General features: G+C 62.9%; 17 protein-coding genes. 14 read left to right on the forward strand and 3 right to left on the reverse strand.

Features of this window, described 5'->3' with window-relative positions; translation table 11 throughout:
- Nucleotides 1-25: 25 nt before the first annotated feature.
- Together msrP and ACEN8I_RS06135 are read left to right on the forward strand one after the other, a co-directional pair.
- Nucleotides 26-1,024, forward strand: coding sequence for a protein-methionine-sulfoxide reductase catalytic subunit MsrP (gene msrP, locus ACEN8I_RS06130; RefSeq protein ID WP_413327419.1), 999 nt, complete (start codon nucleotides 26-28; stop codon nucleotides 1,022-1,024).
- Nucleotides 1,024-1,683 carry a sulfite oxidase heme-binding subunit YedZ gene (locus ACEN8I_RS06135; protein ID WP_413327421.1) on the forward strand — a complete coding sequence of 220 codons (660 nt, stop codon included), beginning with the start codon at nucleotides 1,024-1,026 and terminating at the stop codon, nucleotides 1,681-1,683. Before msrP ends, ACEN8I_RS06135 begins: the two co-directional genes overlap by 1 nt.
- Before the next feature lie 24 nt (nucleotides 1,684-1,707).
- Here ACEN8I_RS06135 and lysA read toward each other — a convergent pair whose 3' ends face one another.
- Together lysA and lptM are read right to left on the reverse strand one after the other, a co-directional pair.
- The gene (lysA, locus tag ACEN8I_RS06140) at nucleotides 1,708-2,997 is read right to left on the reverse strand and encodes a diaminopimelate decarboxylase (RefSeq protein WP_413327423.1); all 1,290 of its coding nucleotides are present in this window, start codon (nucleotides 2,995-2,997) and stop codon (nucleotides 1,708-1,710) included.
- Between the two features lie 148 nt (nucleotides 2,998-3,145).
- Entirely contained in the window at nucleotides 3,146-3,400 is a 255-nt protein-coding gene (gene lptM / locus ACEN8I_RS06145; protein ID WP_413327425.1) for an LPS translocon maturation chaperone LptM, read from the reverse strand.
- Nucleotides 3,401-3,412: 12 nt separating this feature from the next.
- On the opposite strand from lptM, the gene cyaY reads away from it, so the two are divergent.
- On the forward strand, nucleotides 3,413-3,748 hold the full coding sequence (cyaY, locus tag ACEN8I_RS06150) for an iron donor protein CyaY (RefSeq protein WP_413327427.1): 336 nt from the start codon (nucleotides 3,413-3,415) through the stop codon (nucleotides 3,746-3,748).
- A 72-nt stretch (nucleotides 3,749-3,820) separates the two neighbouring features.
- Here the strand turns inward: cyaY and ACEN8I_RS06155 are convergent, their stop codons facing one another.
- On the reverse strand, nucleotides 3,821-6,262 hold the full coding sequence (locus ACEN8I_RS06155; RefSeq protein ID WP_413327429.1) for a penicillin-binding protein 1A: 2,442 nt from the start codon (nucleotides 6,260-6,262) through the stop codon (nucleotides 3,821-3,823).
- 268 nt (nucleotides 6,263-6,530) lie between these two features.
- Here ACEN8I_RS06155 and ACEN8I_RS06160 point away from each other — a divergent pair, with 268 nt between their 5' ends.
- From ACEN8I_RS06160 to ACEN8I_RS06210, 11 genes are all read left to right on the forward strand, one after another.
- Nucleotides 6,531-7,610 carry a pilus assembly protein PilM gene (locus ACEN8I_RS06160; RefSeq protein ID WP_413327431.1) on the forward strand — a complete coding sequence of 360 codons (1,080 nt, stop codon included), beginning with the start codon at nucleotides 6,531-6,533 and terminating at the stop codon, nucleotides 7,608-7,610.
- Complete coding sequence (locus ACEN8I_RS06165) at nucleotides 7,607-8,251, forward strand: PilN domain-containing protein (RefSeq protein WP_413327433.1); 645 nt, start codon at nucleotides 7,607-7,609, stop codon at nucleotides 8,249-8,251. The genes ACEN8I_RS06160 and ACEN8I_RS06165 overlap by 4 nt, the downstream gene beginning before the upstream one ends.
- Nucleotides 8,252-8,267: 16 nt before the next feature.
- Nucleotides 8,268-8,936: a type 4a pilus biogenesis protein PilO gene (locus tag ACEN8I_RS06170; protein WP_413327435.1), complete on the forward strand. Its 669-nt coding sequence runs from the start codon at nucleotides 8,268-8,270 to the stop codon at nucleotides 8,934-8,936.
- Complete coding sequence (locus tag ACEN8I_RS06175) at nucleotides 8,933-9,484, forward strand: pilus assembly protein PilP (RefSeq protein WP_413327436.1); 552 nt, start codon at nucleotides 8,933-8,935, stop codon at nucleotides 9,482-9,484. Before ACEN8I_RS06170 ends, ACEN8I_RS06175 begins: the two co-directional genes overlap by 4 nt.
- Complete coding sequence (gene pilQ / locus ACEN8I_RS06180) at nucleotides 9,481-11,640, forward strand: type IV pilus secretin PilQ (protein WP_413327438.1); 2,160 nt, start codon at nucleotides 9,481-9,483, stop codon at nucleotides 11,638-11,640. The genes ACEN8I_RS06175 and pilQ overlap by 4 nt, the downstream gene beginning before the upstream one ends.
- Nucleotides 11,641-11,810: 170 nt before the next feature.
- Nucleotides 11,811-12,335: a shikimate kinase gene (locus ACEN8I_RS06185; RefSeq protein ID WP_413327440.1), complete on the forward strand. Its 525-nt coding sequence runs from the start codon at nucleotides 11,811-11,813 to the stop codon at nucleotides 12,333-12,335.
- 65 nt (nucleotides 12,336-12,400) lie between these two features.
- Entirely contained in the window at nucleotides 12,401-13,516 is a 1,116-nt protein-coding gene (aroB, locus tag ACEN8I_RS06190) for a 3-dehydroquinate synthase (RefSeq protein WP_413327442.1), read from the forward strand.
- Nucleotides 13,517-13,535: 19 nt separating this feature from the next.
- On the forward strand, nucleotides 13,536-14,735 hold the full coding sequence (locus ACEN8I_RS06195; protein ID WP_413327444.1) for a deoxyguanosinetriphosphate triphosphohydrolase: 1,200 nt from the start codon (nucleotides 13,536-13,538) through the stop codon (nucleotides 14,733-14,735).
- Nucleotides 14,736-14,759: 24 nt separating this feature from the next.
- Nucleotides 14,760-15,983 carry a CynX/NimT family MFS transporter gene (locus tag ACEN8I_RS06200; RefSeq protein ID WP_413327446.1) on the forward strand — a complete coding sequence of 408 codons (1,224 nt, stop codon included), beginning with the start codon at nucleotides 14,760-14,762 and terminating at the stop codon, nucleotides 15,981-15,983.
- 218 nt (nucleotides 15,984-16,201) lie between these two features.
- Nucleotides 16,202-17,350, forward strand: coding sequence for an ABC transporter substrate-binding protein (locus ACEN8I_RS06205; RefSeq protein WP_413327447.1), 1,149 nt, complete (start codon nucleotides 16,202-16,204; stop codon nucleotides 17,348-17,350).
- A gap of 97 nt (nucleotides 17,351-17,447) precedes the next feature.
- Nucleotides 17,448-18,158, forward strand: a complete 711-nt coding sequence (locus ACEN8I_RS06210) for a transposase (RefSeq protein WP_413327449.1) — start codon at nucleotides 17,448-17,450, stop codon at nucleotides 18,156-18,158.
- Nucleotides 18,159-18,218: the final 60 nt, after the last annotated feature.

An 18,218-nucleotide genomic window follows, 5' to 3' on the forward strand; every position in this document is an offset into this window, starting at 1 on the left:
TAACGGATTTATCAAGGACGCCCCCATGCTCATCAAAACCCACGCCAGCGGCTTCGACCACCCTGTTCCCAGCGAGATCACGCCGCAGGGCATTTACCACGGCCGCCGCGACCTGATCAAGCTGATGGCCACGGGCGCCGCGGGCGCGGCCATGGCCAGCTGGGCGGGGCGCCAGGCGATGGCGCAGACGGTGCAAAAACCCGGCAAGCTCGCGGCCTTGCCCGGCGGCAAATCGGCGGTGGCCGGCGCGGTGACCCTGGAAAAAATCACCGACTACAAAGACGCCTCCAGCTACAACAATTACTATGAGTTCGGCACCGACAAGGCCGACCCGGCCCGGAACGCCCATACGCTGGTGACCAAACCCTGGTCGGTGGCCGTCGAGGGCCTGGTCAAGCAGCCCAAGACCTTCACGCTGGAAGACCTGATAAAGCTGGCCCCGCAGGAAGAGCGTATTTACCGCCTGCGCTGCGTGGAAGGCTGGTCCATGGTGATTCCCTGGGTCGGCTATTCGCTGTCCGAGCTGATCAAGAAGGTCGAACCGATGGGCAGCGCCAAATACGTCGAGTTCATCACCCTGGCCGATCCCAAGACCATGCCTTTTGTCGGTTCGCGCGTGCTCGACTGGCCTTATGTGGAAGCCCTGCGCATGGATGAAGCCATGCACCCGCTGGCGCTGCTGGCCTTCGGCATGTATGGCGAAGTGCTGCCCAACCAGAACGGCGCGCCGGTGCGCATGGTGCTGCCCTGGAAGTACGGCTTCAAGAGCGGCAAGAGCATCGTCAAGATCCGCTTCACCGACAAGGAGCCGCGCACGGCCTGGAACAAGGCCGCGGCGCAGGAGTACGGGTTTTATTCGAATGTGAATCCTGACGTGGATCACCCGCGCTGGAGCCAGGCCACCGAGCGCCGCATCGGTGAAGACGGCCTCTTTGCAAAAAAGCGCAAAACCCTGATGTTCAACGGCTACGAAGCCCAGGTGGGCCAGCTGTATGCCGGCATGGACCTCAAGAAGAACTTCTGATGGCCACCCTGTTGGCATCGCGGCAAAAATGGTTGCTGCATCCTGCCGCAAAACCCATCCTCTTTGTCGCCTGCCTGTTGCCCTTTGCGTGGCTGTTCTACGGCGCCTTTACCAACCAACTGGGCGCCAACCCGGCCGAGGCCCTGATACGCGCCACCGGCGACTGGACGCTGCGGTTTATCTGCATAGTCCTGGCAGTCACGCCGCTTCGGGTGATCAGCGGCACGCCGGCGCTGGCGCGCTTTCGGCGCATGCTGGGGCTGTTCGCGTACTTCTATGTGGTCGTCCACCTGCTGAGCTACAGCTGGTTCGACATGGGCTTTGACTTTGCCGACATTGCCAAGGACATCGCCAAGCGGCCTTTCATCCTGGTGGGTTTTTCGGCCTTTGTGCTGCTGACCCCGCTGGCGGCCACGTCTTTCAACGCCGCGATCAAGGCCATGGGCGCCAAGCGCTGGCAGTGGCTGCATAAGCTGGTTTACCTGATTGCCGGCCTGGGGCTGCTGCATTTCTTCTGGATGCGCGCGGGCAAGAACAATTTCGCTGAAGTGTTTGTCTACGCCGCGATCATCGCCGTGTTGCTGGGCTGGCGCGTGCAGCAGTTCCTCAAGAAAAAGAAGCCGCAGCCCGCCTACGGCGTGCGCGGCAAGCTGTCCTAGCGACAGCTGCCCTAGCTATGGCCTTCAGCCGGCCACCAGCTGTTCCTGCCGCATCTGGTCTTCCGTGCTTTCCCGCCGACGAATCAGGTGCGCCTTGTCGCCGTCAACCAGCACTTCAGCCGCGCGGCCGCGCGTGTTGTAGTTGCTGGCCATGCTCATGCAATAGGCGCCGGCCGACATCACGGCCAGCGGGTCGCCCGCCACCACAGCGAGGGCCCGGTCCCGGCCTATCCAGTCGCCGCTTTCGCAGACCGGCCCGACCACGTCGTAAGTCATTTCGGACGCGCCTCGAGTGGCAGCTGCCGATAGCGGGACGATGGCGTGGAAGGCTTGGTACATGGCGGGGCGCGGCAGGTCGTTCATGGCCGCATCGATGATGCAGAAATTCTTGTGCTCGCCGGGCTTGACGTAAAGCACTTGCGTCAGGCACACGCCGGCATTGCCGACCAGCGAACGGCCGGGTTCGATCATGAGTTTTTTGCCGCCGTAGCCGCGCGCATCAAGCCGGGCCAGCAACTGCTGCCACAAGGCGTCGGCTTCGGGCGGGGTGTCGTTGTTGTAGTTGATGCCCAGGCCGCCGCCGAAATCGATGTGTTCCAGCGAGATGCCGGCGGCCTCGATGGAGGCCACCAGATCCAGCACCCGGTCCATGGCATCGAGATAGGGCGTGGCCTCGGTGATCTGTGAGCCGATATGGCAGTCGATGCCGACCACGCGCAGGCCCTTGAGCGAAGCCGCATGCCGGTAGATGCGCAGCGCGTCCTCATGCGCCACACCGAACTTGTTGTCCTTCAGGCCGGTGGAAATATAGGGGTGGGTCTTGGGGTCCACATTGGGATTGACGCGTATGCTGACGGGCGCGCGCAGGCCCTGGGCCAGCGCGACTTCGGACAGCACGTCCAGCTCGGCCTCGCTCTCGACGTTGAAGCAGCCTATGCCGGCGGCCAGCGCCTGGCGCATTTCGGCGCGGGTTTTGCCCACGCCCGAGAAGATGATCTTGCCGGCCTCGCCGCCGGCCGCCAGCACGCGGTCCAGCTCGCCGCCCGAGACGATGTCAAAGCCGCAGCCGGCCCGGGCGAACACCTGCAGCACGCCCAGCGAGGAGTTGGCCTTCATGGCGTAGCAGATCTGCGCATCGCGGCCGGCAAAACCGCGCTGGTAGGCGGCCAGCGCCGACAGCATGGCGGCCTTGGAATAAACGAAGAGCGGTGTGCCGTGCGCGGTGGCGAGTTCGCGCAGGCTGAGGTTTTCAACAAAGAGCTCACCCTCACGGTAGGCGAAATGCGGATGGCCGGGCAGGGATGGACGGGTCATGGTATTGCTTGGGCTGTCAGGGCAGGCTGGGGTTCGGGGTATCTTAAGGAGCGCGCGCGCCGCGCGCCATGGTCGATTCAAGGTGACTGCCGGCCTGCGCCTTGGATTTGAAGGTTCAGGTCGGGAAGGACGGGTGTTGCCGGCAGGATTAACGGGCAGCGGAGGCGGGCAAGGCCGGTACCACGGCCGCATCTTCCGGCGCCGCCGGGAGCGTGGTGCTGCGAGGGGTTGCCGCAGGGGCAGTGCGGGCCGTCACGCCCGGGACTTTGGGTGGCACCGGAAGGTAGAGCGGGCCTTTCTGGCCGCAACCGGCCAGCAGGGCGGCACCGGCCACAATCGCGGCAAGGCCATACCGCAAGGCGGGATTGCGGCGGCGACCTAGAATTTGAGCTGAAGAAACCATGACGGGATTGTAATGACGGACCTTGAATACCAGGATCTGGCCGAACGCGCGCTCCAGGCGGTGGAAGCGGGCTGCGACCGGATCAACGATGAAACCAATGCGGACATCGATAACCAGCGCACCGGCGGCATGGTCACCTTGACCTTTTCCAACCGCAGCCAGATCGTGATCAACCTGCAAAAGCCCTTGCAGGAAATCTGGATGGCGGCCAAGGCCGGCGGGTTTCACTATAAATACAGGGAAGGGCGCTGGGCCGACACCAAGGATTCCAGCGAGTTCTTCGCCAATTTGTCGCGTTATGCCAGCGAGCAGGCCGGCCAGCCGCTGGTGTTCAAGGCGCAGGACTGAGGTCTCGGGAATTTCGCCGGAAATAAAAACGGCCCGTGAGGGCCGTTTTTATTTGTGCGCCGCGCTGCCTGTTCAGTTCTTGAACAAATCAAGGATGCGTTTTTTCTCGTCCGAAGGCGGGAGGACCTGGATCGCGCCGCCCGGCGCGCCCGGGGCGGCCGGCTGGCCGGCATTGGCGGCATTGGCCGCCGCCGGATCCTGTTGGACACCCACGGTGCTGACGCCCGAGCCCCGGGCGTATTCGCTGTAGTACCACTCGCCACCCACATTCACGACACCCTCGGGCGGCGGATATTCGGCGACCGGTATCCCCTTGAGGGCGTATTCCATGTAATTGATCCAGATCGGCAGGCTCAGGCCGCCGCCGGTTTCCCGGTCGCCCAGCTTTTTAGGCGTGTCATAGCCCATCCAGACCGCCGCTGCCAGCGTGGGCTGGAAACCCACGAACCAAGTGTCTATGGAGTCGTTGGTCGTGCCGGTTTTGCCGTAGAGGTCGGGCCGCTTGAGTGTGGCCTGCGCCTTGGCCGCAGTGCCCGATCGCGCGACTTCCTGCAGCAGGCTGTCCATGATGAAGGCATTGCGTGCCTCTATACCCCGGACCGACTCGTCCAACGCGGGGGGCTTGGTCTCCAGCAGGACCTTGCCGCGCTGGTCGGTGATTTTGGTGACCAGGTAGGGGTTGATGCGGTAGCCGCCGTTGGCGAACACGGAATAGGCGGTCACCATCTGCATGGGCGTGACCGAGCCGGCGCCCAGCGCCATGGTCAGGTAGGCCGGGTGTTTTTCCGCTTCAAAGCCGAAATGGGTGATCCAGTCCTGGGCGTAGGGCGCGCCTATGGCCTGCAGGATGCGGATGGAAATCATGTTCTTGGATTTCTTCAGGCCGGTCCGCAGGCTCATGGGACCGTCGAAGGTGCCGTCGTAGTTTTTCGGCTCCCAGGGCTGGCCGCCGGTCACGCCGGCATCGAAGAACAGGGGGGCATCGTTGATGACAGTGGCCGGGGTGAAGCCCTTTTCCAGCGCGGCCGAGTAGATAAAGGGCTTGAAGCTGGAACCCGGCTGGCGCCAAGCCTGGGTGACGTGGTTGAACTTGTTTTTCTCGAAGTCAAAGCCGCCCACCAGTGCGCGTATCGAGCCGTCGCGTGGGTCCAGGGCCACGAATGCGCCCTCGACTTCGGGCAACTGGGTGATCTCCCAGGTGTTTTTGGGCGTTTTCGCCACGCGGATCAGGGCGCCGCGGCGTATCTTGATATTAGGGCCCGCCTTCTCGGCCAGGCCCGACTGCGCGGGTTTGAGGCCGTCGCCGGTGATTTCGACGGTTTCGCTGTTCTGGCGCATGGCCAGGATGCGCTTGGGATTGGCCTCCAGCACCACGGCCGACATCACGTCGCCGTTGTCGGGGTTGTCGGTCAGCGCGTCGTCAATGGCATCCTCGGTTTCCTGCGGGTTGACGGGCAGGTCTATGAATTTCTCGGGGCCGCGGTAAATCTGGCGGCGCTCGTAGTCCATGATGCCTTTGCGCAACGCCTTATAGGCCACGGTCTGGTCGGTGGCACGCAGCGTGGTGTAGACGTTCAGGCCGCGGGTGTAGGTTTCGTCGCCGTACTGGTTGTAGACCAGCTGGCGCACCGTCTCTGCCACGTACTCGGCATGCACCCGGCCGGCGTCGGGCCCGGTCCTGACCTTCAGGGGCTCTTCCTTGGCGGCTTTGGCCTGCTCGGCCGTGATGAAGCCGTTTTCCTCCATGCGCTCGATGATGTAGAGCTGGCGCGCCCGGGCGCGCTTGGGGTTGATGATGGGGTTGTAGGCCGACGGCGCCTTGGGCAGGCCGGCCAGCATGGCCGCCTCGGAAATGGAGATGTTCTTGAGCGGTTTGCCGAAATAGGCTTCCGAGGCAGCGGCAAAACCGTAGGCCCGGTTGCCCAGAAAGATCTGGTTCATATAGATCTCAAGGATCTGGTCCTTGGTCAGCATGTGCTCCAGCTTGAAGGTCAGCAGGATTTCATAGATCTTGCGGGTATAGCTTTTTTCCGCTGAGAGGTAGACATTGCGGGCCACCTGCATGGTGATGGTGGAGGCGCCTTGGGCTTTAGCACGGCCGACGTTCGCAAGTCCTGCCCGGATCACGCCCAGGTAGTCGACGCCGCCGTGGGAGAAGAAGCGCGCGTCCTCAATGGCCAGAACGGCGTCCTTCATGACCTGGGGGATGTCCTGGATGGGGGTCAGGCTGCGCCGCTCCTCGCCGAACTCGCCGATCACCACGCCGTCCGCGGAGTAAACGCGCAGCGGCAGCTTGGGCCGGTAGTCCACCAGGTCCGAAATGTCGGGCAGGTTGGGGTAGGCGACCGACAGGGCCACGGCCACGAACAGCAGGACGCTGACGACGCCCGCCAGCAACAGGCCCGTGCTCCACAAAAGGAACTTGACCAGCCAGCGCGGTAGCCAGGACTTGCCGGAAGAGCTTGGCTTGGCCGGGCTGGAGTTTGAATCAGGAGGGGTGGGCGTGGAGGGCATGTAGGCAATCGTAAAGTCGCGTCACTATTATAAAAATCCTGGAAACCGGGAGATATCGGGCTGCTTGCGATGCGTCACACTTTTACGTTTGCAGACATCGTTTTAGCCCTGCCGGACTGCTTGCACTCAGTTACAAGCGTCGGCTTTTGACAACGTTCTGGATGTGCAGAACAGGAAAAATCCTTACTGCACAAAGAGCTTACTGCTACTATTCAAGTGATTTCTTAAGTATGCAGGGCTACATATTAGCCGTCATTTGGGGACTGCCTTGATCTCTCTGGGATCGTTATTCAACCGCCAACAACCCGCTTTGCTGGGTTTGGATATCAGTTCGTCCAGCGTCAAGCTGGTGGAGTTGAGCCGTGACAAGGCCGGCAATCTGGTGCTGGATCGCTGTGCGATCGAGCCCCTGGAGCGCGGCTGGATCACGGACGGCAACGTCGAGAAATTCGACGAGGTCGCCGACGCCGTGCGCCGCCTGGTCAAAAAGAGCGGAACCCGCACCAAAAACGTCGCCATGGCGCTGCCCGCTTCCGCGGTCATCACCAAAAAAATCATCCTCCCTGGAGGCATGACGGACGCCGAACTTGAAACCCAGGTCGAGTCCGAAGCCAACCAATATATTCCCTTCTCCCTGGACGAAGTCAGCCTTGACTTCTGCGTGGTGGGCCCCAGCGCCACCTCCACCGGTGACGTCGAGGTGCTGATTGCCGCCTCCCGCAAGGAAAAGGTCCAGGACCGGGAGGGCCTGGCGGAAGCCGCGGGCCTCAAGCCCATAGTGGTCGATGTGGAGTCCTACGCCTCGCGCCTGGCAACTGCCCGCCTGATCGAAAACCTGCCCAACAAGGGAGTGGACACCATGGTCGCCCTGTTTGAGGTCGGCGCCCTGACCACCAGCATGCAGGTCATCAAGAACGACGAAGTCCTGTACGAGCGCGACCAGGCCTTTGGCGGCGCCCAGCTGACGCAGCTGATCGTGCGCCAGTACGGGTTTTCGCCTGAAGAGGCCGAAAGCAAGAAGCGCAGCGGCGATTTGCCCGAAGACTACGGCTCCGGCGTCCTCAAGCCCTTTGTGGAAAGCATGGCCCAGGAAATCGGCCGCGCCCTGCAGTTCTTCTTTACCAGCACCCCGCACAACAAGGTGGATTACGTCATGCTGGCCGGCGGCTCGTCCGCCCTGCCCGGGTTGACCGATTCCGTCACGCAGCAGACCTCGTTTGCCTGCCTCCTGGCCAACCCTTTCGAGGGCATGGAACTCGGTGAAGGCGTGCGGGAAAAGAAAATGCGCCGTGAGGCATCGTCTTACCTGACCTCCTGCGGTCTGGCTTTGCGGAGGTTCCTGCAGTGATTCTGGTCAATCTGCTCCCGCACCGCGAAGCTGCGCGCAAGCGCCGGCGCGAAACCTTTTTTGCAACCCTCGGCGTCGCTGCCCTGGTCGGCGGCCTGATTTGCGGCGCGGTTTACTCCTGGTACCTGGCCCAGATCGAAAGCCAGCGCAGCAAGAACAACTTCCTGAAAACCGAGATCACACGCCTGGAAAACCAGATCAAGGAAATTTCCACCCTGCAGGCGGAAATCGCCGCGCTGAGGGCGCGTCAGAACGCGGTGGAAGACCTGCAAGGCAACCGCAACATGCCGGTCTACCTGCTCAGCGAGCTGGTTAAGCAGCTGCCTGACGGCGTCTACATCAACAGCATGAAGCAGGACAACCAGGCAGTGTTCATCACCGGCGTGGCCCAGTCCAACGAGCGGGTTTCCGAGCTGCTGCGCAACCTGGCCAACAACAGCCCCTGGCTGACCCGGCCGGAACTGGTCGAAATCACCGCCAGCACAGTGGCGCTGACCCCGCGCGACCAGCGGCGTGTGTCCAATTTCTCCATGCGTGTCGGGCTCCAGCGCGCCTCCGCGCCCAAGGCACCCGGCTCCGCGCCTGCCAGTTCGGCGCCTGGTGCCGCGCCGACGGCTGCAAAGATCCCGGCCAAGGCCTGAGGCAGGTTGAACGATCATGGCAAAAACTCCAAAAATCTCCGTCGATTTCTCGGCGATCCAAAACAGCCTGAAGGCGCAGTTCTCCGGGCTTGACCCCAATGACCCGCCCTCGTGGCCGGCGCTACCGCGCTATCTTCTGTGCGTCGGTGTCACGGTCCTCGTGGTGGTCGCGCTGTGGTTTGTCTGGCTGAGTTCCTCGGACGAGGAACTGACGGCCGAGCAGGCCAAAGAAGTCCAGCTCAGGGAAGACTACAAGAAGAAGCTGGTGCAGGCGGTGAATCTTGACGCACTGAAAAAGCAGCGCGAACAGGTCCAGCAGTATGTGACCCAGCTGGAGAAACAACTGCCCAGCAAGGCTGAAATGGATGCCCTGCTGTCCGACATCAACCAGGCCGGTCTGGGTCGCAGCCTGCAGTTTGAGCTGTTCCGTCCGGGACAGGTAAGTGTCAAAGAGTATTACGCCGAATTGCCCATCGCGGTGCGCGTCACGGGCCGTTACCACGATATCGGTGCTTTTGCTGCGGACATCGCCAATCTCTCGCGTATCGTGACTTTGAACAACCTGAATCTGGTGCCCGCCAAGGACGGCAATCTCGTCATGGACACCACGGCCAAAACCTTCCGCTACCTCGATCCCGAGGAGGTGGCCCTGCAGCGCAAGAGCGCCCCGGGAGCCAAAAAATGAGACTTAACAACTATGTGCTGACGGGCAGTCTGGCAATGACGTTGCTGGTGCTGGCTGGTTGCGGCTCGTCCGAGCAGGAAGAGCTCCAGCAATGGATGACGGAGCAGCGCAACGCGACCCGGCCCAAGGTCGATCCGTTGCCCGAGCCCACCAAATTCTCGCCGCAAGCCTATAACCAGGAGGGCGCCATCGAGCCCTTCAGCAACCAGAAATTGACGCAGGCGCTCAAGCGCGACTCCAATCAGGCGACGGCCAATGTGGGCCTGATCGCGCCGGAACTGAGCCGGCGCAAGGAACCTCTGGAGGCCTACCCTCTGGATGCGACCTCCATGGTCGGAAGCCTGATCAAGGTGGGCCAGCCGGTGGCCCTGGTCAAGGTCGACAACCTGATTTACCAGGTGCGGGTTGGCAACTACCTTGGGCAGAACTACGGCCGTATCACGCAAGTGGGTGAAACAAGCCTTTCCCTGCGTGAGATCGTGCAGGACGCTGCGGGTGAATGGATTGAGCGGACGGCGACTTTACAGCTATTAGAGGGATCAAAATGAACAAGCAAACATGGGCATCAGAGGCAGAAGGTATGGGAGGCGGCCTGAAACGTTTGCTTGAACGTGTGTTGCGCGGCGCTTCGTTCGGCATGGCGTTGTCGTTGATGGTGGCAATGCTGCCGCAAGCCGCACAGGCGCAGAATTCAATTCAATCGGTGACAGGTTCGGTTCAGGGCGGCTCCGAGGTCATCCGCATCGAGTTGGCCGAGCCCTTGGCCGCCGTTCCCACCGGTTTTGCCATTCAGTCGCCCGCGCGTATCGCGCTGGACTTTCCCGGCGTCAGCAATGCCATGGGCCGCTCCGCGGTGGATATGAACCTGGGAAACCTGCGTTCGGCGAACGTGGTGCAGGCCGGCGAGCGGACTCGCGTGGTGCTCAACCTCAAGGCACCGTCGACCTACAAGGCTGATATCCAGGGTAAATCACTGATCATCACCCTGGACTCTTCCGCCGCCGGTGCGGCAACGGCATCTGCACCAGTCCAGGTGTTCGCGGAAAGCCGCAACCGTGACGTTCTTCCTCTCAAGGACGTGGACTTCCGCCGTGGAACCGACAGCGCCGGGCGCGTCGTCGTGGGACTGTCCAATAACGAAGTGGGCGTGGACATACGCCAGCAGGGACAGACCCTGGTGGTTGAATTCCTGAAAACGTCTTTGCCCGAGGGCTTGCGCCGCAAGCTGGACGTAGCCGATTTCGGCACGCCGGTGCAAACCGTCACGACCTTCCAGACCGGCGACAAGGTCCGTATGGTGGTTGAGCCCAAAGGTGTCTGGGAGCACAGCGCTTACCAAAGCGACAACCAGTTTGTGCTGGAGGTGCGTCCCCAGAAGGTCGACCCGACCAAATTGACGCAGGGCCCGGGCTTCACTGGCGAAAAACTGTCCCTGAACTTCCAGAACATTGAAATTCGCTCCCTGTTGCAGGTGATCGCCGACTTCACGAACTTCAATATCGTCACCTCCGATTCGGTGGCGGGCAGCGTTACCTTGAGGCTCAAAGATGTTCCATGGGATCAGGCCCTGGATATCATCCTGCAATCCAAGGGACTGGGCATGCGTAAGAACGGCAATGTTCTCGTCATCGCGCCCAAGGATGAATTGGCAGCCAAGGACAAGCTGGAACTGGAGGCTAAAAACTCTATTCAGGGTCTGGAATCGGTGCGTACCCAGGACTTCAAGCTCAACTATGCAAAAGCGGGTGATATTGCAACGCAAATCACGGCCGGCGGCACTGGCCCGACGAGTGCCCGCATCCTGTCCCAGCGCGGTAGCGTGATTGCCGAAGCCCGCACCAACCAGTTGTTCGTGACGGATATCCCCTCCAGACTTGAGCAGGTTCAGGCCTTGATTGCCAAACTCGACATCCCTGTTCGGCAGGTGCTGATCGAAGCGCGGATTGTGGAGGCTTCGGATTCGTTTGGGAAATCTCTCGGCGTCAGGCTGGGTGGCCGCCCGTTTAACACCACCAACAACGTCATGGTCGGCAATACCTATATAGCGCCGAATGTGCCGCAGGGTTCGTTTCCGAATCTGGGCATCAATATAGGCACCAATGCGGGGGATTTCGTGAATATGCCGGCCGTGGGGCAGAATGGTTTCGGTGCGTCCACCTTTGCCTTGTCGCTTTTCAACTCGTCCATGACCCGGCTGTTGAATCTTGAAATTTCGGCATCTGAAGCCGACGGTAAGTCCAAGATCGTTTCCAGCCCGCGCATCATCACGGCGGATCAAGTGAAGGCGCTGATTGAACAGGGTACGGAACTGCCGTACCAGCAGGCGACCTCCAGCGGCGCCACGTCCATCAGCTTCCGCAAGGCCAACCTGAAGCTCGAGGTCACGCCGCAGATCACGCCCGAGGGCAACATCATCCTGAACGTCGACGTGAACAAGGACAGCGTGGGCCGCGAAACGGCCAACGGCTTTGCGATCGACACGAAGCACATCCAGACACAAGTGCTGGTGGAAAACGGCGGAACCGTGGTGATCGGTGGTATTTTTGAGCAGAATGACCGTGACAACGAAACCAAGGTTCCGTTCCTGGGTGACCTGCCCGGTGTCGGCAATCTCTTCAAGCAGAAGACGCGCTCGGCCACGAAATCCGAACTGCTGGTGTTTATCACCCCCAAGATGCTGACCAACGGCTCGGCACTGCGCTGAGCCCCGCGGGACCGACATCGCCGCGAGGCGGGGCCGGTTTGGTGGGAAAATGCAGGTAACGGCGGGCCCTTTGGGGCCTGTCGCGTTTGTGAAACCGGCCTATTTCCACCTTGACTCCATTCACGCATCCTCGGGGCGAATGCCTCCAGACTCCATTGAATGCAAACCCCTTGAGAATCGCCTGCGTGGGCCTGCCGGGTTCGGGGAAGTCCACCGTCGGCCGGCATTTGGCCCGCAAGATGGGGTTGCGCTTTATTGATTCGGACCAGGTGATCGAACAGCGCATTGGTTGCTCCATCCGCGAGTTTTTCGAGCGCGAGGGTGAGAACGCTTTCCGCGATATCGAGCAGCAGGTCATCGACGAGCTGACCCAGGGCCAATCCTGCGTGTTGTCCACCGGCGGAGGGACCGTGCTGCGTCCCGCCAACCGCCAGCGCCTTCGCGAGCGCGCGCAAGTGGTGTACCTGCATTCCATTCCCGAGGAGGTGTTTCGCCGCCTGCGGCACGACCAGAACCGGCCCCTGCTCCAGGTCGCCGATCCGCTGGCCAGGTTGCGAGACCTCTATGCGGCCCGCGACCCTCTCTACCGCGAAACCGCTCACTTCGTCATCGAGACCGGGCGCCCCTCGGTGTCTACCCTGGTCAACATGATCCTCATGCAGCTGGAGCTGGCGGGATTGCTGCCCGCGCCCTGAGCGCCTGCGTTTTGCCTTGCAAGCCGCAGCCCCCAAGGCGGGCGAGTGCCTCTACACTCCCACTTATGCAAGCAAATTTCCCTTCCGCGGCGGTGCGGGTCCAGATCGACCTGGGCGAGCGCAGCTACCCGATCGCCATCGGCAACGGCCTTCTCGGCAATGCGCTGACTTACCAGGATCTCCCGAAAGCCGCCACCGCGCTGGTGGTGTCGAACACCACGGTGGCTCCCTTGTATGCGGCGCAATTGACCCAGGCGCTGCGCCAGCGTTATGACAAGGTGCTGCTGGTGGCATTGCCCGATGGGGAAGCGCATAAGGACTGGCAGACGCTGCAGTTGATTTTTGACGCCTTGCTCGAAAACGGCTGCGACCGCAAGACGGTGATGTTCGCGCTCGGCGGCGGTGTGGTGGGTGACATGACCGGCTTTGCCGCCGCCAGCTATATGCGCGGCGTTCCTTTTGTGCAGGTGCCTACGACCTTGCTGGCGCAGGTGGATTCCTCGGTGGGCGGCAAGACGGCGATCAACCACCCGCTGGGCAAGAACATGATAGGTGCGTTCTACCAGCCTCTGCTGGTGGTCTGCGACCTGGATGCCCTGCAGACCTTGCCCGCGCGCGAACTCAGCGCGGGCCTGGCCGAAATCATCAAATACGGACCGATCGCCGACATGGCCTTCCTTGAATGGATAGAGGCTAATCTCGAAGGCCTGTTGGCCAGGGAGCCCGCGGCCATGGCCCACGCGATCAAGCGCAGCTGTGAGATCAAGGCCTGGGTGGTGGGGCAGGACGAACGTGAAGCCGGCCTGCGGGCCATCCTGAATTTCGGCCACACCTTCGGCCACGCGATTGAATCCGGCCTCGGTTATGGCGAATGGCTGCACGGCGAGGGCGTGGGCTGCGGCATGGTGATGGCCGCTCACCTGTCTGGGCGCCTGGGTCTGGTTGACACCGCTTTTGTCCAAAGGCTGACGCGGCTCATCAAACGTGCCGGTTTGCCGGTCAAAGCTCCGGTGCTGTCGGCCGTGGACAATGCGGGCCGTTACCTCGAATTGATGCGTGTCGACAAAAAATCCGAGGCCGGCGAAATCCGTTTTATCGTGATCGACGGCCCGGGCAAAGCGGCGCTTCGCAGCGCGCCCGAAGCGCTGGTGCGCGAGGTGATCGACCTGTGCTGTGCCTAACGCCTGGAGACCGTGAATCATGACCCTGGCGCCCTATGCTTGTGATCCCGCGCTGTCGCGCGGCCGCCGCTACACCGAACCGGTGGCGCCCACGCGTTCCGACTTCCAGCGCGACCGCGATCGCATCGTGCATTCAACGGCCTTTCGCCGCCTGGTCTACAAGACCCAGGTTTTCCTCAACCACGAGGGCGACCTGTTCCGCACCCGCCTGACCCATTCGCTGGAAGTCGCGCAGTTGGGGCGCTCCATCGCCCGCACGCTGCAACTCAATGAAGACCTCGTGGAGGCCATCGCGCTGGCGCACGACCTGGGCCACACGCCTTTCGGCCATGCCGGCCAGGATGCCCTGAACGCCTGCCTCAAGGCCGGCCACTCCGAGAGCGCGGGCTTCGAGCACAACCTGCAAAGCCTGCGCGTCGTGGATGCGCTGGAAGAGCGCTACCCGGCCTACAACGGCCTGAACCTCAGCTTCGAGACACGCGAGGGCATCCTCAAGCATTGCTCAAAGCGCAATGCGCAGCGCATCGAGTCGCGCGAGCCGGGCGGGGTGGCGCGCCGTTTTGTCGACCAGCCCGCCGAAGGCCCGCGCTGGCAGCAGCCCAGTCTGGAAGCGCAGCTTGCCAACCTGGCCGACGAGATCGCCTACAACGCGCACGACATCGACGACGGAGTGCGCTCGGGCTTGCTGACGCTGGAGCAGCTCGAGGACGTGGAGCTCTTCAGCCAGTACTGCCGCGAGACGCGGCTGGCCCATCCCGGCCTGCAGGGGCGCCGGCTGCTGTTTGAAACCATACGCCGCATGCTCAGCGCCCAGGTCTACAACGTGATGGACGCGACATGGGCGGCCATCCACAAGGCGGCGCCCGCGAGTGCCGACGAGGTGCGCCAGCAAGCGGCGCTGGTCTGCTTCACGCCGGAGATGGCGCGGCAGTCCGCGTCGCTCAAGCGCTTCCTGCTGAAAAACCTCTACCGCCACCCCAAGGTGGTGGAGACCACGCAGGCTGCCAAGCAGGTGGTCGGCGAACTGTTCGAGGCCTATATGTCCGACCCGGCGCAGATGCCGCAGGCGCACAGCGAGCGCTTTGACGGCGTCGATGCGCCGCATGCCGCGGGCGCCAAGCCCGAGCGGGTTGTGGCCGACTACATTGCCGGCATGACCGACCGCTTTGCCGCCAAAGAGCACGAGCGCCTCAAGGGACGGGCCGCCTTCGCGGCTTGAACCCGCCCCTTTGCTTCTTGCCGTGTGACTGAAGCCAAGCCGGATACCGCCGCCAGCGCGCGCGCCGCCTGGTACGTGGTCGCGGCCGGCGTGGTGGCCGCGCTGCATGTGGGCAAGCTGCCGCCCGCCTTGCCCGTGCTGGGCCAGGTTCTGGGTGTTTCGCTGTTGCAGGCCGGCTTCCTGCTCTCGCTCGTTCAGTTGGCCGGCATGACCCTGGGCCTGGTGACCGGGCTGGCCGTGCAGCGTGTGGGGCTCAAGCGCAGCATGCTGGCGGGCCTGTGGGTGCTGGCATCGGCCAGCGCCCTGGGCGCCATGGCGCCCGGCGTTCATGCCTTGCTGGCGACACGCGTCCTGGAAGGCCTGGGATTTTTGTGGGTGGTGCTGCCGGCGCCGGCCCTGGTGCGTCGCCTGGTGCCGCCGGAAAAGTTGAGCGGCACGCTCGGCATGTGGGGGGGCTACATGCCTTTGGGTGCATCGCTGGCCCTGTTGGCCGGGCCTCTTGTCATCGCCTGGGGCGGCCCGCAGTGGGGCTGGCGCGTCCTGTGGTGGCTGCTGGCCGCGCTGGCTGCCGCGCTGGCCCTGCTGCTCGCGTGGCGCGTGCCGGCGGGGCCGCCCGAGGCGGCTGCGTCCGCGGACCGGCCGCGCAACCGACAGCTCATCGCGGCGACTTTGCGTTCGCGCGCCGTCTGGCTCATGGCCCTGGCCTTTGCGACCTATTCCGGGCAATGGCTGGCCGTGGTGGGTTTTTTGCCGTCCATCTATGCGCAGGCCGGCGTGGCCGGCGGCTGGGCCGGGCCGCTCACGGCGCTGGCCGCGGCCGTCAACATCATCGGCAACGTCGCCGCCGGTCGGTTGCTGAGGCGCGGCCTGCCGCCGCGGGCCTTGCTGGCAGCGGGTTTTCTGGTGATGGCGGGCGGCGCCTTGCTGGCGTTTTCGGGCGTGCCGCCCGCGCTGCAATACGCGGCTATCCTGGGTTTCTCCATGCTGGGCGGCCTGGTTCCCGCCACCCTGTTCAGCCTTGCCATCCGGCTGGCGCCCAGTGCCGATACGGTGTCCACCACGGTGGGCTGGATGCAGCAGTGGTCGGCGCTGGGCCAGTTCGCGGGTCCTCCACTGGTGGCGTGGGTGGCTGCCGAGGCAGGGGGCTGGCAATGGACGGGCTGGGTCACGGCGGCCAGTTCCGCCCTGGGCCTGGTTTTGGCGCTACGGTTGCACCGTTTGCTCATTTTGCGCGCGCCCCGGCCCTAGCTGGAGGCACACAAACAGGCGAAGCGGTTATCAGGCCGCCACATGACGGCGCATAGGCTTATGACGTGTCGGCATTTTTCCTGCTGTCTTTTCGGTCCCGCACGGATTACGCTAAGGGCTTGCGCACACTTTGTGACATTTTTTTGGAACAGTAAGCGCATGCTGCAGTTGCGGGCATCAAACCTGCTTTGGCTATTCGTATCTCAAAAGGTGTTGTCATGGGCTTCAATCGGCGTCAGTTAATTCTCGGTGGTGTATCCGCAGGCGCCGTGGTGGCAAGCCCCGCGCTGTGGGCGCAGGGCCGGGCCGGACGGAAAATCGTCGTCGGGCAATCCGTTCCGCTGACCGGCGCCGCCGACCAGATCGGCCTGGCCTACCTCAACGGCGCCAAGATTTATTTTGATGCGATCAACGCGAAAAACGGCGCAGGCGGCTACAAGATCGAAGTCAAGGCCCTCGATGACGGCTATGTCCCGGCCAAGGCCGCCGGCAACGCCAAGCAGCTGATCGATGACGATGTGGACGCGCTTTTCGGCTTCACGGGCACCGCCAGCTGCGACGCCGCCTTCGCCGCGGCAAAGGCTTCCAACACCCTTTTCTTCGCGCCCTTTGCCGCGTCCGACGCGCTGCATGATCCCTCACACACCAACGTATTCCATGTGCGCCCCGCGCTGGCCGATGAAGCCTACAAAATCGCGCGCCACTGCGCGACGCTGAACCAGGACCGCATCGCGGTGTTCGCCGAAGACGACGCCATGGGGCGCGGCGGTCTGGCGGCCGTCAACCAGGCGCTGGTCGACCTGAAGCGGCCGGCCATCGTCGGCAGCGCTTTGTCGCCGGTCAACAGCGACAAGGTTGACGCGGCCGTGGCCTCCCTGATGAAGGTGCAGCCCCAGGCGGTCATCCAGGTCAGCCTGTTCAATTCATCGGCTGCCTTCATCCGCAAAATGCGCCAGGCCGGCTATGGAGGGCAGTTTCTGAATTTTTCCGTGGTCGGCATCGACCCGCTCTTCAGCGCGCTGGGCAAGGAAATCGGGGGAGTCGTGATATCCCAGGTTGTGCCCTCGCCGCGCAGCACCGGCACGCCCTTGATCAAGGAATACCTCGATGTGCTGAACCAGACCGACCAGACGCCCAGCTATGAAAGCGTGGAAGGCTATATCGCCGCCAAAACCTTTGCCGAAGGCGTGCGCCGCAGCACGGCGGGCAGCGGAAAGCCCGACCGGGCCGGCCTGCAAAAAGCCTTTGAAGCCATGACGGACTACGACGTGGGCGGCTTTCGCGTCAACCTGCGCGCCAAGAAATACGAATCGGTGCGTGCGATCGACCTCGTGACCATCACGCCTGACGGCAAAGTCGTTCGCTGAGCGACAGCGGCTCCATGCCTCTTGAAAGAGGCGAGGGAGTGTCGGGAATTAGGGTCAGATTCCAATATCATGGTGCCAACTCCAGGTATTGCATTTCATGGCCCGTCTTCCCCGTCTGACGCTTCCCGGTTTCCCCCATCACATCATCCAGCGCGGCAATAACCGGCAAGCCGTCTTTTCTAGCGCTGCCGATCACCAGATGCTGCTGCGACTGCTCGACGAAAGCGCGCGCAAATTCGGTGTGGCCCTGCATGCCTATGTGCTGATGGACAACCATTTCCACCTGCTGGCCACGCCCAGCACGGCGGACGGCCTGCCGCAGATGATGCAGGCCGCGGGACGGCGCTATGTCCGCTACTTCAACGACAGCCAGGGGCGCTCCGGCACCCTGTGGGAGGGGCGTTACCGCGCCACGGTGATCGAGGCGGAACGCTATTTGCTGGCCTGCATGGCCTATATCGACCTGAACCCGGTTCGTGCGGGGCTGGTGGCCGAGGCCAGGGACTATCCCTGGTCCAGCCACGGCCACTATGCGGGCTTGCGGGTCGACAGCCTGCTGACGCCGCACCCTCTGGTCTGGGCGCTGGGCAACACCCCCTTTGCCCGCGAGGCGGCCTACGCCTCATTGGTGCGTGCCGGCATCACACTGGAGCAGCAGGAGCTGCTGACCCGTTCGGCCCTCAGCGGCTGGGCGCTGGGTGGGGATGAATTCCTGGCCGAACTGCAAAAGCGTACCGAGCGCCGCGTGACCAAAAATCAGGCGGGGCGGCCGGCCACGACGCCCAACGAGGATCTGCCACCTGCTTAAACAACGCCTGTTCGTGGCTTTTTGTGTTTGAATTTAATATGTCCCCAATTAAATGTTGAT

Origin of the sequence: Polaromonas sp. CT11-55 (assembly GCF_047303325.1) — a bacterium.
Lineage (GTDB): Bacteria > Pseudomonadota > Gammaproteobacteria > Burkholderiales > Burkholderiaceae_C > Polaromonas.